This is a genomic window from Type-E symbiont of Plautia stali, assembly GCF_059731115.1.
In genome coordinates, this window is the sequence record NZ_AP035906.1 from 2,327,656 (window position 1) to 2,340,908 (window position 13,253).

Annotated in this window: 14 protein-coding genes; 5 read left to right on the forward strand and 9 right to left on the reverse strand. The window is 52.9% G+C overall.

Translation table 11 applies throughout. From position 1 onward, the window contains the following. Window positions 1-1,302 (reverse strand): D-amino acid dehydrogenase, encoded by a 1,302-nt coding sequence (locus AC6I8L_RS10675; RefSeq protein WP_058959841.1) that lies wholly within the window; start codon window positions 1,300-1,302, stop codon window positions 1-3. A 501-nt stretch (window positions 1,303-1,803) separates the two neighbouring features. Between AC6I8L_RS10675 and AC6I8L_RS10680 the strand changes: the two genes are divergently transcribed. Beyond that, window positions 1,804-3,339 (forward strand): SpoVR family protein, encoded by a 1,536-nt coding sequence (locus AC6I8L_RS10680; protein WP_058959842.1) that lies wholly within the window; start codon window positions 1,804-1,806, stop codon window positions 3,337-3,339. A 37-nt stretch (window positions 3,340-3,376) separates the two neighbouring features. Here the strand turns inward: AC6I8L_RS10680 and fadR are convergent, their stop codons facing one another. Next, complete coding sequence (gene fadR / locus AC6I8L_RS10685; RefSeq protein WP_034828755.1) at window positions 3,377-4,096, reverse strand: fatty acid metabolism transcriptional regulator FadR; 720 nt, start codon at window positions 4,094-4,096, stop codon at window positions 3,377-3,379. A 316-nt stretch (window positions 4,097-4,412) separates the two neighbouring features. Between fadR and dsbB the strand changes: the two genes are divergently transcribed. Then, on the forward strand, window positions 4,413-4,946 hold the full coding sequence (dsbB, locus tag AC6I8L_RS10690; RefSeq protein ID WP_034828752.1) for a disulfide bond formation protein DsbB: 534 nt from the start codon (window positions 4,413-4,415) through the stop codon (window positions 4,944-4,946). A gap of 39 nt (window positions 4,947-4,985) precedes the next feature. Here the strand turns inward: dsbB and ycgN are convergent, their stop codons facing one another. The 3 genes from ycgN to AC6I8L_RS10705 all read right to left on the reverse strand — a co-directional run bounded on the left by ycgN (window position 4,986) and on the right by AC6I8L_RS10705 (window position 6,700). Then, window positions 4,986-5,432 carry a cysteine cluster protein YcgN gene (gene ycgN, locus AC6I8L_RS10695; protein WP_034828749.1) on the reverse strand — a complete coding sequence of 149 codons (447 nt, stop codon included), beginning with the start codon at window positions 5,430-5,432 and terminating at the stop codon, window positions 4,986-4,988. Window positions 5,433-5,497: 65 nt separating this feature from the next. Further along, window positions 5,498-6,157: a fumarylacetoacetate hydrolase family protein gene (locus AC6I8L_RS10700; RefSeq protein WP_034828748.1), complete on the reverse strand. Its 660-nt coding sequence runs from the start codon at window positions 6,155-6,157 to the stop codon at window positions 5,498-5,500. 267 nt (window positions 6,158-6,424) lie between these two features. Then, on the reverse strand, window positions 6,425-6,700 hold the full coding sequence (locus tag AC6I8L_RS10705) for a YcgL domain-containing protein (protein WP_058959843.1): 276 nt from the start codon (window positions 6,698-6,700) through the stop codon (window positions 6,425-6,427). A 153-nt stretch (window positions 6,701-6,853) separates the two neighbouring features. Between AC6I8L_RS10705 and minC the strand changes: the two genes are divergently transcribed. From minC to minE, 3 genes are read left to right on the forward strand one after another with little or no spacing between them, the layout of a single operon-like run. After that, the gene (gene minC / locus AC6I8L_RS10710) at window positions 6,854-7,564 is read left to right on the forward strand and encodes a septum site-determining protein MinC (RefSeq protein ID WP_058959844.1); all 711 of its coding nucleotides are present in this window, start codon (window positions 6,854-6,856) and stop codon (window positions 7,562-7,564) included. A 33-nt stretch (window positions 7,565-7,597) separates the two neighbouring features. Next, entirely contained in the window at window positions 7,598-8,410 is an 813-nt protein-coding gene (gene minD, locus AC6I8L_RS10715) for a septum site-determining protein MinD (RefSeq protein WP_034828743.1), read from the forward strand. Between the two features lie 3 nt (window positions 8,411-8,413). Beyond that, complete coding sequence (gene minE / locus AC6I8L_RS10720; protein ID WP_034828741.1) at window positions 8,414-8,689, forward strand: cell division topological specificity factor MinE; 276 nt, start codon at window positions 8,414-8,416, stop codon at window positions 8,687-8,689. A 54-nt stretch (window positions 8,690-8,743) separates the two neighbouring features. Here minE and rnd read toward each other — a convergent pair whose 3' ends face one another. The 4 genes from rnd to tsaB form a co-directional block, all read right to left on the reverse strand. Then, on the reverse strand, window positions 8,744-9,865 hold the full coding sequence (rnd, locus tag AC6I8L_RS10725) for a ribonuclease D (RefSeq protein WP_058959851.1): 1,122 nt from the start codon (window positions 9,863-9,865) through the stop codon (window positions 8,744-8,746). Window positions 9,866-9,963: 98 nt separating this feature from the next. Continuing rightward, window positions 9,964-11,640 (reverse strand): long-chain-fatty-acid--CoA ligase FadD, encoded by a 1,677-nt coding sequence (gene fadD, locus AC6I8L_RS10730; RefSeq protein ID WP_153012275.1) that lies wholly within the window; start codon window positions 11,638-11,640, stop codon window positions 9,964-9,966. Between the two features lie 207 nt (window positions 11,641-11,847). Further along, on the reverse strand, window positions 11,848-12,444 hold the full coding sequence (locus AC6I8L_RS10735; RefSeq protein WP_034828738.1) for a Slp family lipoprotein: 597 nt from the start codon (window positions 12,442-12,444) through the stop codon (window positions 11,848-11,850). 59 nt (window positions 12,445-12,503) lie between these two features. Beyond that, the gene (tsaB, locus tag AC6I8L_RS10740) at window positions 12,504-13,202 is read right to left on the reverse strand and encodes a tRNA (adenosine(37)-N6)-threonylcarbamoyltransferase complex dimerization subunit type 1 TsaB (protein ID WP_160869315.1); all 699 of its coding nucleotides are present in this window, start codon (window positions 13,200-13,202) and stop codon (window positions 12,504-12,506) included. Window positions 13,203-13,253 lie beyond the last annotated feature (51 nt).

Here is a 13,253-nt window from a genome sequence, read left to right on the forward strand (position 1 = left end):
TCAACGCGCCGCGTTAGCGTTACGCAACGGCGACGAATGGGGTTCGAAACCCGGCAGGTAGCGCAGTACTGACAAATCGTCTGCGGCAATCGCCGGTTTCTGACCGGAAATCAAATCAGCCAATAGCTGACCGGAACCACAGGCCATGGTCCATCCCAGCGTTCCGTGACCGGTGTTGAGATAGAGATTGGACAGCGGCGTACGCCCGACAATCGGCGTGCCGTCCGGCGTCATCGGACGCAATCCTGTCCAGAACGTGGCCTGTTCAACAAAACCGCCTTCAGGATAGAGATCGCTGACCACCATCTCCAGCGTTTCACGTCGTGCAGGCGTCAGTTTGGTGTTAAAACCAACAATTTCCGCCATGCCTCCCACGCGAATGCGATCGTCAAAGCGCGTGACCGCCACTTTGTAGGTCTCATCGAGGATGGTGGACACCGGTGCAGCGTCGGAATTCTTAATCGGAATGGTGAGGGAATAGCCTTTTAGCGGATAAACCGGAATTGAGACGATATCTTTCAGCAACGCGGTCGAGTAGGAACCAAAGGCCACCACATAGGCATCCGCTTTAACCACCTCATCACCACACTTCACACCGTAAATGCGATTGCCTTCACGCAGCAGTTGATCAACCTGGGTGTCATAGCGGAAGGTGACACCCGCAGCGGCTGCCATCTCGGCCAGGCGCTGCGTAAACAGCTGGCAGTCTCCGGTTTCATCGTTCGGTAAACGCAGCCCACCGGTCAGTTTGTGTGCGGTCGTGGCCAGCGCCGGTTCAACGCTGTGGAGCTGGTGTGCTTCCAATAGTTCGTATGGCACGCCGGCTTCTTTGAGCACGGCAATATCTTTGCTGGCGCTCTCAAACTGTTGCTGAGTGCGGAACAACTGCAAGGTGCCACCCTGTCGGCCTTCATAGGCGATACCGGTCGAGGCGCGCAATGCTTTCAGGCAATCACGACTGTATTCCGCGATACGTACCATGCGTCCTTTATTTTCCTGATAATGGCGCATGTCACAGTTACGCAGCATGTTCCACATCCATTCCAGCTGGAACTTGCTGCCGTCGAGGCGGACGGCCAATGGCGCGTGACGCTGGAACATCCATTTTACCGCTTTCAGTGGCACGCCCGGTGCCGCCCAGGGCGCCGCATAACCTGGAGAGATCTGGCCAGCGTTGCCGGCACTGGTTTCCAGCGCGGCCCCCGGCTGGCGATCAATGACCGTCACCTCATGTCCAGCCTGCGCCAAATACCAGGCACTCGCCACTCCCACGACACCACTTCCAAGAATCACTACGCGCATAAGCCCCTCGCCGCGGCAAAAGCATAATCAACTATGAATGCCGCCTGAATCAGCATAACCAGGCAGCACTTCTTATCTTACATTCGACAGACATATTTCACATGTTTTTCACCTTCCTGCACACAGAAATCATGAGGTAGTGCAAAAATCAGGATTTTTTATGCCATAAAACCATTAATCAGCAATTTATTATGCGCAAGGGAGTGCTTTTCTCTTTTTTCAGGAGAAAGCGCCGCAGTCATACAATGCACTTATAAACAGAACTTTATTCTGTAACTTAGATAAAAACCAACAGTTGTCATCAGTAATGACTTAAGCGACGATTTTTGAATGATTTTCTGCCAAAAGAATTCGATTGAGTTCCGGTTTCGGATAAGCGACAGTGGACTATCATTGAAGTGTTCGCTCAGTTTTATTGGGCCGTCTTTCTCAGGATGAAGCCTTAAACGATCGTGACAGGTGACAATCCGTTGCCTGCCGCTTGCAAAACAGAGGTGCGCTATGACGACAATCTTTGACGAGCCAACCCGGAGCAGTAAACGACTCAGTGATGGACCCGACTGGACCTTCGAACTGCTTGATGTTTATCTGGCAGAAATTGACCGTGTAGCGAAAAGCTACGGGCTTGATACCTATCCGCATCAAATCGAAGTCATCACCTCCGAACAAATGATGGATGCCTACTCCAGCGTGGGTATGCCGATTAACTATGCCCACTGGTCGTTCGGTAAAAAATTCATTGAAACCGAACAACGCTATAAACATGGCCAGCAGGGCTTAGCGTACGAGATCGTCATCAACTCCAATCCTTGTATTGCCTATCTAATGGAAGAGAACACCATGACCATGCAGGCGCTGGTGATGGCGCACGCGTGCTATGGGCACAACTCTTTCTTTAAAAATAACTATTTATTCCGCAGCTGGACCGATGCCAGCTCCATCGTCGATTACCTGTTATTCGCGCGTAATTACATCACCGATTGTGAAGAGCGATATGGCGTCGAAGAAGTGGAGCGGCTGCTCGACTCTTGCCATGCTCTGATGAACTACGGCGTGGATCGCTATAAACGTCCGCAAAAGATCTCGCTGCAGGAAGAGAAAGCGCGGCAAAAAAGCCGTGAAGAGTATCTGCAAAGCCAGGTAAACACCTTATGGCGCACCCTGCCGCGTAAAGAGAAGGAGTCCGTGCACGTGGAAGCGGCGCGCTATCCTTCGGAACCGCAGGAAAACTTACTCTACTTTATGGAAAAAAACGCCCCGCTGCTGGAGTCCTGGCAACGCGAGGTGCTGCGCATCGTGCGCAAGGTCAGCCAGTATTTCTACCCGCAGAAACAGACGCAGGTGATGAACGAAGGATGGGCGACGTTCTGGCATTACACCATCCTCAACCATCTCTACGACGAAGGGAAAGTGTCGGAACGCTTTATGATGGAGTTCCTGCACAGCCACACCAATGTGGTGTATCAGCCACCGTATAACAGCCAGTGGTATAACGGCATAAACCCTTATGCTTTGGGCTTCGCCATGTTCCAGGATATCAAGCGTATCTGCCAGTCACCAACGGAAGAGGATCGCTACTGGTTCCCGGATATTGCGGGTTCCGACTGGCTGAAAACGCTGCACTTTGCCATGCGCGAGTTTAAAGATGAGAGTTTCATCAGCCAGTTCCTGTCACCCAAAGTGATGCGCGACTTCCGCCTGTTTACGGTAATGGATGACGATCGCAATAACTTCCTGGAAATTGCCGCGATCCACGACGAAGCTGGCTATCGTGCCATCCGCCAGCAACTGTCAGCACAGTACAACCTGAGCAATCTGGAGCCTAACATTCAGGTCTATAATGTGGATCTGCGCGGTGACCGTTCGCTGACCTTACGTTACGTGCCACAGCAACGTGCGCCGCTGGATAAAAGCCGCCGCGAAGTGCTGAAGCATGTGCATCGGTTGTGGGGTTTCGATGTGATTCTGGAACAACAGAACGAAGATGGCAGCGTTGATCTGCTGGACCGGTCGCCAACACGTGGACCCGCGCTGTAAACATAAAAAAACCGGACTGTTAAAGTCCGGTTTTCTTTTAGCGCTTGCTGGCTAAATCATCGGGCATGCTTTTTTGCATGCTATGCCAGATCTCGCCACTGCGACGACCATACTCACGTACCGTATCGACAATCTGGTCCTGCGTGGGATTCGCACTACACAAATCCGCCAGTTGACGATAGAAGCTACGAGCCTGCTGACGCGCCTCGGGATTAGAGAAGTAGTGGCGCCCCACGCGGGTGTACAGCCCTTTCAAACCGTTCAGGATCAAACCATAAATCGGGTTACCGGAGGCAAAGGCCAAACCACGGAACACGCGATAATCCAGTTCGGTGTAGGCTTCTGCTTTATCCTCTTCGCTCAGTGCAGTTTCCAGCACCTCGCGCGCTTTGTCCGGATGATGGCGCAGTGCGCGGCTAATAAAAATCGACGCGATATTGGTACGCACCGACAGCAGATTATCAATCAACTGCGGTACGCTATCGTGATCGAGGCGGGCAAGCGTTTCGAGAATGTTAAGACCGGAGGTTTCCCAGAAATCATTCACGCGCGTGGGTTTACCATGTTGAATGGTTAACCATCCATCGCGTGCCAGACGCTGTAAAACTTCACGCAGCGTGGTGCGCGTGACACCAATCAGTTCAGAAAGCTCACGTTCAGCAGGCAGAATAGACCCCGGCGGAAAGCGACTGTTCCAGATGCTTTCAATAATATACTCTTCAGCAAATCCTGCGGGGCTTTGCGCCTTAATCACCATAGCATTTATTTCTCATTGCTTTCTTTGTCGTAATGGCACTCATCATACCAGAGCGGCTATAGCGGAAATAGACTGACAACCGATTAAAAGCGCGCGCTGGCGCAAAATTCAGCGGTGTTTTTAACCGGTCAGACGGCAACGCACTCGTTTGCGTGGTATGGACCTTCTACCACCTCCGCTTGATCAGTAAATGCGCTTTATATGGCCTGGATCAGGCTTAAGTCATTTTTGTACATGATTTTTTCCCCTTACCTGGCTGGCACGGTTACGCTTTTGGTTTACACTGCGAAGCATTAATGGTTACAGGATAAGCAATATGTTGCGATATTTGAATCAATGCTCACGAGGACGCGGGGCATGGTTATTGCTGGCTCTGACAGCACTGGCTTTTGAACTGACTGCACTCTTCTTTCAACACGTCATGGGACTGAAGCCCTGCGTGATGTGTATCTACGAACGTTGTGCGCTGTTTGGCGTCATGGGCGCAGGTATCGTTGGCGCGTTCGCCCCGAAATCCCTGCCACTGCGCTGGGCCGCTATCCTGATTTGGCTTTACAGCGCTTATAAGGGATTAATGCTTTCGATTGAACATACGAATATTCAGCTGCACCCGAATCCGTTTGTTACTTGTGACTTTGCCGCACGCTTCCCGACCTGGCTGCCGTTGGATAAATGGCTGCCATCAGTATTTGTCGCCAGCGGTGATTGTGCCGAACGCAGCTGGACATTCCTGACCTGGAGCATGCCACAATGGATGATCGTCATCTTTGCCGCGTATCTGCTGGTTGGCGCACTGGTGCTGATTGCCCAGCCGTTTAAGCCAAAACGCCGCGATCTGTTTAGCCGCTAATCAAAATAAAACAGGCAGCTCTCGCTGCCTGTTTTCACGTCAACCGTTACGGTCGGGTCGATCGATAATGTGATCTTCCCAGTCGCGTACTTCACTTTCCCGCACCGCAATGTAACGCACCGAGATACGCTGCGCATGCATCGCCTTTTTCGAACCGGCCACCAGTGGATGCCAGGCAGGTAAAGTCCCGCCCTCGCCTAACAGACGATAGGCGCAGGTACGCGGCAGCCAGTTAAAGGTGGTGAGGTTTTCACGCGTGAGCTTGATGCAGTCCTCTTCGTACTCAAACCGGCGCTCATAGTTACGGCACTGGCAGGTTTTGATGTTCAGCTGATTGCAAGCCACATTGGTGAAGTAGATTTCGTCGGTGTCCGCATCCTGCAACTTATTCAGGCAGCACTGGCCGCAGCCGTCGCACAGTGATTCCCACTCTGCATCGTCCATTTGGTCAAGGCGTTTTGTCTGCCAGAAAGGTTGTTCAGTCATGATCGCGGTCCGGGTTGTGCAATAAGACCGCACCTTATAAAGGGTTAGGTGCGGTGATGCAAGTTTTACAGTACGCGGGTGGTAATTCCGTGACCGGCCAGCGAGATTTCGAGTTTATCGCCAGATCGCATTGGCCCGACACCTTCCGGGGTGCCCGTCAGGATCACATCGCCGGCGCGCAGCGTAAAGTACTGGCTCATGTAAGCAATCAGCGGCAGGATTTTGTGAATCATATCCGCCGTGCTGCCATGCTGGCGCACTTCGCCATTCACCACTAACTTCAGTTCAGTATCCTGCGGGTCGCCGCTGAATTCAGAAACTGGAATGAAACCTGACAGCGGGCAAGAGTTATCGAACCCTTTGGATTTTTCCCACGGCTGACCGGCTTTTTTCAGCCCCGCCTGCACATCACGCAGCGTCAGGTCCAGGGCCACACCATATCCGGCAATCGCTTTCACCACATGCTCTTCCGTTGCCTGCTTCAGCGTGGAGCCTATCAGCACCGCCAGTTCCACTTCGTGATGCACTTCGCCGAAGTTGGCTGGAATCGAAAGCGGCTGGCGCAGATCGCAAACCGCCGTTTCCGGTTTGATAAACACCACCGGTTCTGTCGGCGTGGCACTGCCCATTTCCTTGATGTGCTTCGCATAGTTGCTGCCCACGCAAACCACTTTGCTGACGGGATAATCCAACAAAGCGCCCTGCCAGTTACGATGCTGATACATGCTGTTCCCCTGCATTAGTAGTGTTTGATGCCAGTCTGACTGGCGGATAGGTCAGGTTCAGTGCCGGAACGCGGCAAGCTGAGGAGGATTATATTAGCGGTTTTATGGCAGCAGACGTGGCGGAAATTGTCAAAAGTCGTTAATCATACGCAACAAACAGGATCACAACCTGGAATTATTGCCCGCAATAATGCTTTGAAGCGGGCGAATAATTAATGCAAATAACACTGAGGATTTTTACAGGGAATATTTACAGATGAATCCGAATTAAACTTTTTTACTCTGATCAAGATGAATGTTGAGCAGACTTTCAACCGGTGGTGGGATCTGTAAATAATAGCCTTGATCGCTTAAACCTTGCTTAACTTTATTGATATCTGCATTAGCCAGTTTGTCGCGTTTGTCCAGTGATAGCACCATTGCTAGCTGGGGTTTACCAAAGCCACGCAGCAGTTCTTCCGGAACGCGCGAAAAATCGTCTTTTTTTTCAACATAAAGATAAGTTTGTTCACGTTGCGGGCTTCTATAGATCACACAAAACATATTTTTTACTCGAATTAACCTGTGGCGTCACTTGCCTGAATATAGCAGTAACTATAACATGCTTGCAGAACTTCGAATATTGACCGTTTGATGTTAATGACGATTTTATCGACGTACATCTTAGGGTCGTAAAACAGGACTGAGTCAGGACAGATGTCGCAAACGCCAATCGAATTCAAGGGAAGCAGTTTTACCCTGTCAGTGGTTCATCTGCACCATTCACAACCCGAGGTGATTCGTCAGGCGCTGCAGGACAAAATCGACCAGGCACCTGCGTTTTTGCAGAATGCGCCGGTGGTGCTCAATGTGTCAGCGCTGAACGGTGACATCAACTGGAAGCAGATGCAGCAGGCGGTCATCGCCACCGGTTTGCGCATTGTCGGTGTCAGTGGTTGTAAAGATGAAGCCCTGAAAAAGATGATTGCCCGAGCAGGCTTGCCGGTGTTGTCAGAAGGCAAAGAGAATCGCAAGCGTGCGGAAGAGCCAGTGGTTGAAGAAGCCCCGCCAATCCTGGCGCCGGTCGCTGAAACCGCCAGCAAAACCCGCATCATCAATACGCCAGTGCGCTCAGGCCAACAAATTTACGCACGGAATGCCGACCTTATCGTCACCAACAGCGTCAGCGCCGGTGCCGAACTGGTGGCAGACGGCAATATTCATATTTACGGCATGATGCGTGGTCGTGCACTGGCGGGTGCCAGTGGCGAACGTGACAGCCAGATTTTTTGTACCAACCTCGCAGCCGAGTTGGTCTCTATTGCCGGGGAATATTGGATCATGGATCAGATTCCGGCGGAATTCTTTGGTAAAGCCGCGCGCCTGTGCCTTAAAGAGGGCGCGCTCACCATTCAGACACTTTATTAGGCCCCTTTTCTTTCGTTAAGGAAATCAACATTTATGGCACGCATCATTGTAGTTACATCGGGTAAAGGGGGCGTTGGCAAGACCACGTCAAGCGCGGCCATCGCAACCGGTTTAGCGCAGAAAGGCAAAAAAACTGTCGTGATCGATTTTGATATCGGTCTGCGTAACCTCGACCTGATCATGGGCTGTGAACGCCGTGTGGTTTATGACTTCGTCAACGTCATCCAGGGCGATGCAACCTTGAACCAGGCACTGATTCGTGACAAGCGCACGGAGCAACTCTATATCCTGCCTGCTTCACAAACACGTGATAAAGATGCGCTGACCCGCGAAGGCGTGGAAAAAGTATTAAACGACCTGGCCGCGATGGAGTTCGACTTCATCGTATGCGATTCCCCTGCGGGGATCGAAACCGGTGCGTTGATGGCACTGTACTTTGCGGATGAAGCGATTATCACCACCAACCCGGAAGTCTCTTCCGTGCGTGACTCCGACCGCATCCTCGGCATTATCTCTTCTAAATCGCGTCGTGCTGAAAATAGCCAGGACCCGGTGAAAGAGCATCTGCTGCTGACACGTTACAATCCAGGCCGCGTGACGCGTGGCGACATGCTGAGCATGGAAGACGTGCTGGAGATTCTGCGTATACCACTGGTGGGTGTGATCCCGGAAGATCAGTCAGTACTTCGTGCTTCTAACCAGGGTGAGCCGGTCATTCTCGACGCTAACTCTGACGCCGGTAAAGCTTACGCTGATACCGTAGATCGCCTGCTTGGCGAAGAACGCCCCTTCCGCTTTATTGAAGAAGAGAAGAAGGGTTTCCTGAAACGCCTGTTCGGGGGATAACCAATGGCATTATTAGATTTCTTTTTATCCCGTAAGAAGAACACAGCCAACATAGCCAAGGAAAGGCTGCAAATTATCGTAGCCGAGCGCAGAAGGGGCGACAGTGAGCCCCATTATCTGCCGCAACTGAAGCGCGATATTTTGGAAGTGATATGTAAGTACGTGAAAATTGACCCGGATATGGTGACCGTTCAGCTGGATCAGAAAGGGGACGATATCTCCATCCTGGAACTCAACGTCACACTGCCGGAGACGGAGACGGAAGACGTTCCTAAATGATTGTAGCGGGTTCCTGATTTTCCCCTGCGTTGTGCGCAGGGGAAAACATTCCGCTTATAGCGCCTGCAGGATCTCGTCGATTCGCTTTTGCAGCAATTCACCACGCCAGCCAGTCAGTAATTCTGGTGTACGGCATCCGCTTTTCAAGCCCCAGTATACGCTTAACACCTGATTGATTTGGCGACGTGAAGCCAATAGCTCCTGACTGAAACCCGTCTCTTCGCTTACCTGTAACACCAGCGCTTTGATTGCTTTAAATGCCTGTTTGTAATGCGGATGGTCAATCAGATTGGGCAACGGTTGTGGCAAGGTCGCTTCATCCTGTGCCTGCGCTTCCGCCACCAGCGCCACCATCGCTTTCCCGTGGAAGCGAATCTCGTGACCGTTCAGGCCCAGATGATCGAGCTCACCCAGGCTACCCGGCATAAAGCGCGCCACTTTCCACAGATTCTCTTCACGCACCACAAAATTCACGGCCATGTCTTTCTGACGGGCGATGTTCAAACGCCATGCCGCCAGGCGTTGCAGCGCTGCCAACTGGCGCGGTCGCAACTGCCATGCGTTGGTGATGTCGCGCCATGCATCCTCTGGCTGTAAAACGTCAAGACGACGCTGGCAAAGATTATCGCATTCGCTCAGCGCGGCAGCCATGTTGCCTGCGGCTTGCGTCTGCTCAACTAACTGATGGGCAATCGGCAGAAGATAAGCGACATCTGCTGCGGCATAGTCGCATTGACGCTCAGTGAGCGGGCGCGCCAGCCAGTCAGTACGGGATTCGCTCTTATCCAGTTCGATTTGGTTAAAGTGATTAACCATCGAAGCGAAGCCCCATGACAGCGGCTGCCCAGCGAAGGCCGCCAGGATTTGGGTATCGATCATCGGATCAGGCAGGCATTTAAAACGATGCAAGAAAACTTCAAGATCTTCGCCACCGGCGTGCAGGAATTTCGTCACCTGTTTGTCTTGCAGCAGTGCGATGAACGGCGTCCAGTCACTGATGTTGAGCGGATCGATCAGAACCAGTTGTTCACCATCGAACAGCTGGATCAGACCCAACTGCGGATAGTAAGTGCGCGTGCGCACGAATTCAGTATCCAGCGCAACGGCATTATGCTGGCGCGCTTGTTCGCACACGGCAGCCAGCTGGCTGTTTTGGTCGATCAGGGTGTAATTCACGTATTCATTCTCGCTGCGGCACACTTCGCGCAGCGCTCCATGTTAAAAGCAATAAAAACGCCGGACTGAGCCGGCGTTAACCTGGAGAGAAAGGCAGCTTACTGCCCTTCTCGCTTCGCCTCGTCACGCAATTCGCGGCGCAAAATTTTGCCCACATTGGTCTTCGGCAGCTCATCTCTAAACTCGATAATCTTCGGCACTTTGTAGCCGGTGAGCTGACGGCGGCAATGATCCAGCACTTCTTCTTTCGTCAGTGACGGAGCCTTTTTAACGATGCACACTTTCACCGCTTCGCCGGAAAGGTCGCTGGGAACACCGATTGCGGCGGCTTCGCGCACTTTCGGATGCTGCATCAGCACATCTTCGATTTCGTTAGGATACACGTTAAAGCCTGACACCAGAATCATGTCTTTCTTCCGATCGACGATGCGAATAAAACCTTCGCCATCAACGGTAACAACATCACCGGTGTGCAGCCAGCCATTTTTCAACACTTCTTCGGTAGCATCCGGTCGCTGCCAGTAACCGACCATCACCTGTGGACCACGAATACAGAGTTCACCCGGTTCACCTGGCGCCACATCGTTATCTTCGTCATCGACGATACGCACATCCGTGGAGGGTACAGGAAGACCGATGCTGCCGGTGTGGCAAGTGATGTCATACGGATTGACCGATACCAGTGGTGAACATTCAGTCAAACCATAACCTTCGAGCAGATAATGCCCGGTGAGTTTTTCCCAACGCTCAGCCACGGCCTTTTGCACGGCCATGCCGCCGCCAGCAGAAAGACGCAGCGTGGAGAAATCGAGCTTATTAAAGTTTTCGTCGTTGAGCAGCGCGTTAAACAGCGTATTGACGCCGGTAATGGCGGTGAACGGGAATTTGCTTAGCTCTTTGACAAAACCGGGGATATCACGCGGATTGGTGATCAGCAGGTTGGTACCGCCGAGATCGAGAAACAGCAGGCCGTTTACCGTTAACGCAAAGATATGGTAGAGCGGGAGTGCCGTGACCACCTGCTCTTTGCCCGCACGCAGCAGTTTGCCATAGGTGGCTTTGGTCTGCTCCAGATTAGCCTGCATGTTGCCGTGAGTTAGCATCGCGCCCTTGGCGACGCCGGTGGTGCCGCCGGTGTATTGCAGGAATGCCAGATCACTGTTAGTCAGCGTCGGACGCTGGTAAGTCATCTGCGCGCCCTGCCGCAGTGCGCTGCGGAATGGCACCGCACCGGGCAGATGGTATTTCGGCACCAGCTTCTTCACATACTTCACCACGAAGTTGACCAGCGTGGCTTTGACCGGGGCAAGTTGATCGCCCATACGCGTCAGCATCACGTGCTTGATCGGCGTCTCGGCGACCACTTTTTCCAGCGTGTGGGCAAAGTTGGATACAATCACAATCGCGCTGGCGCCACTGTCATTCAGCTGATGTTTCAGCTCACGCGGCGTATACAACGGATTCACGTTGACGACGACCATACCCGCACGCAGCACGCCAAACAGCGCCACCGGATATTGCAGCAGGTTGGGCATCATCAGCGCCACGCGGTCGCCCTGCTTCAGGCCCAGACCTTGCTGCAGCCAGGCGGCAAAGTCGCGGCTTTGCTTATCCAACTGACGGTAAGTCATCGGCTGGCCCATATTAATGAACGCCGTATTATCGGCATACTGCAATGCTGCGTGCTCGAAAAGTTCGACCAAAGAGGTATAACGGTCCGCATTAATCTCCGCAGGAACATCTGCTGGATAGCGTTTAAGCCAAACCTTATTCAAAGAATCACCCCGATATTCTTGTTGCGTAGCCATCGCCGCCTCTGCAATCAGTGTTGTTAACAATATTTTAACTGATTGTACCAGTTTGCCTGTTTCGGCATTTTCAGGTTGCGAAGCGCATCACTAAATTTCGCGCATCGGTTGCGCGCCCAATAAAAAAGCCCGGTCGCGAGCGCCGCGACCGGGCCGTCAAATAATGAAGATGAATCATTCGGTCAGGATAGTTTCCACCTGCGCGGGACCGGTATTCATGTTCATCCCCCAATAAGGATTTGGCCCCCAGTAACCCGGATGACGGCGCGTTGGCCCATACCAAATCCAGGGATCGATAGGCTGCGGTGGCGTCATCACCTGCTGAGTCAGGTGCCAGCGCTGATAGCCGCGCACATCCACCACCACAAAGTTGTAGCTGGCTTTACCAATCTCACCTTTTTCGGTGCCTTTGATATTACCCAGTACCGTGACGTACTGATTGTTCAGATCCACCGGATCAACAAAACCGCGAATGTCGGCGAAAATACGCCCAACCGATGCGGAACCTAAACGCGGCCGCGCACTGTCATCCAGCGGTTGGGTGGCGATCTCCAGGCGCGTCACGCCCGTCAGATTGGTGACTTTCACCACTTTACCGCCAAAACGTGACTCCTGGCCGACATACAGCTGAGGCGCATTCATCACGCGTAATAAATCTTGCTGTGGAAGTTGAGAACTCCCTTTAATGGAATCTGGCACCGAAACGCAGCCGCTGAGCAACAGCGCGCAGGCTAACAGAGCGCCAGACATCCCTTTACGACTTATTGGCATAGCACTTCTCCTGTTATTTCTCAGTTAGACTGGGCGCTTACGGAATAGTTGCGTGGCGCTTAACGGCCCGGCAACTTTTTCCATGCCACTTCATTACGCAGGTAAACCGGCTCGGCATTCTCCACCGCCACCGACTCACCGCGCTGCCAGGCACTCAATGCCAGCGGCAGCATATCCTCCGCTGCTGGCAGCGTCACTTCTGTGGTCACTAAGGTTGCGCCCGTCGAGCTTAACAGATGCGGATAAGCCGCCCAGCCGGTGCCGACCGTTGCCCACTCACCGCTTAGCTGGGCAATGCGCGCCTGCACATCTTCGGGTTTCAATACGGCTTCCGAGTCCGCACCTTGCCATTCACCGTTAGCATCACGCTGATATTCGGCCCAGTAAACTTCGCCCATGCGCGCGTCGATGGCAGCCAGCACGCGGTTAGCGCCGGTTAAGCGCCATGCGCCCTGAGCCATAGTCGCGAGAGAAGAGACGCCGATCATCGGCAAGTTCGCACCCAGCGCCAGCCCTTGCGCAATACCAATGCCAATGCGCACGCCAGTGAAACTACCCGGTCCACGGCCGAACGCCAGCACGTCAAGCGCGGTCAGATCCAGCTGCTGCAACTGCAACAGCTCTTGTACCAGCGGTAAGATGCGTTGGGTGTGATCGCGCGGGGCGATTTCAAAGCGGGCATCGATCTGCTGCTGATTGAGCAGCGCGGCAGAACAGGCTTCTGTCGCCGTGTCCAGAGCTAAAATTCGGGCGGACATAACAACCTCTGAAAGTCAAAATGGCGCGCATCTTAACACAGCCGGGCACAA

Coding starts and splice junctions, on each gene's coding strand:
- AC6I8L_RS10675 (WP_058959841.1), bottom strand. CDS start 1,302: ATGCGCGTAGTGATTCTTGGAAGTGGTGTCGTGGGAGTGGCGAGTGCC.
- AC6I8L_RS10680 (WP_058959842.1), top strand. CDS start 1,804: ATGACGACAATCTTTGACGAGCCAACCCGGAGCAGTAAACGACTCAGT.
- fadR (WP_034828755.1), bottom strand. CDS start 4,096: ATGGTGATTAAGGCGCAAAGCCCCGCAGGATTTGCTGAAGAGTATATT.
- dsbB (WP_034828752.1), top strand. CDS start 4,413: ATGTTGCGATATTTGAATCAATGCTCACGAGGACGCGGGGCATGGTTA.
- ycgN (WP_034828749.1), bottom strand. CDS start 5,432: ATGACTGAACAACCTTTCTGGCAGACAAAACGCCTTGACCAAATGGAC.
- AC6I8L_RS10700 (WP_034828748.1), bottom strand. CDS start 6,157: ATGTATCAGCATCGTAACTGGCAGGGCGCTTTGTTGGATTATCCCGTC.
- AC6I8L_RS10705 (WP_058959843.1), bottom strand. CDS start 6,700: ATGTTTTGTGTGATCTATAGAAGCCCGCAACGTGAACAAACTTATCTT.
- minC (WP_058959844.1), top strand. CDS start 6,854: ATGTCGCAAACGCCAATCGAATTCAAGGGAAGCAGTTTTACCCTGTCA.
- minD (WP_034828743.1), top strand. CDS start 7,598: ATGGCACGCATCATTGTAGTTACATCGGGTAAAGGGGGCGTTGGCAAG.
- minE (WP_034828741.1), top strand. CDS start 8,414: ATGGCATTATTAGATTTCTTTTTATCCCGTAAGAAGAACACAGCCAAC.
- AC6I8L_RS10735 (WP_034828738.1), bottom strand. CDS start 12,444: ATGCCAATAAGTCGTAAAGGGATGTCTGGCGCTCTGTTAGCCTGCGCG.
- tsaB (WP_160869315.1), bottom strand. CDS start 13,202: ATGTCCGCCCGAATTTTAGCTCTGGACACGGCGACAGAAGCCTGTTCT.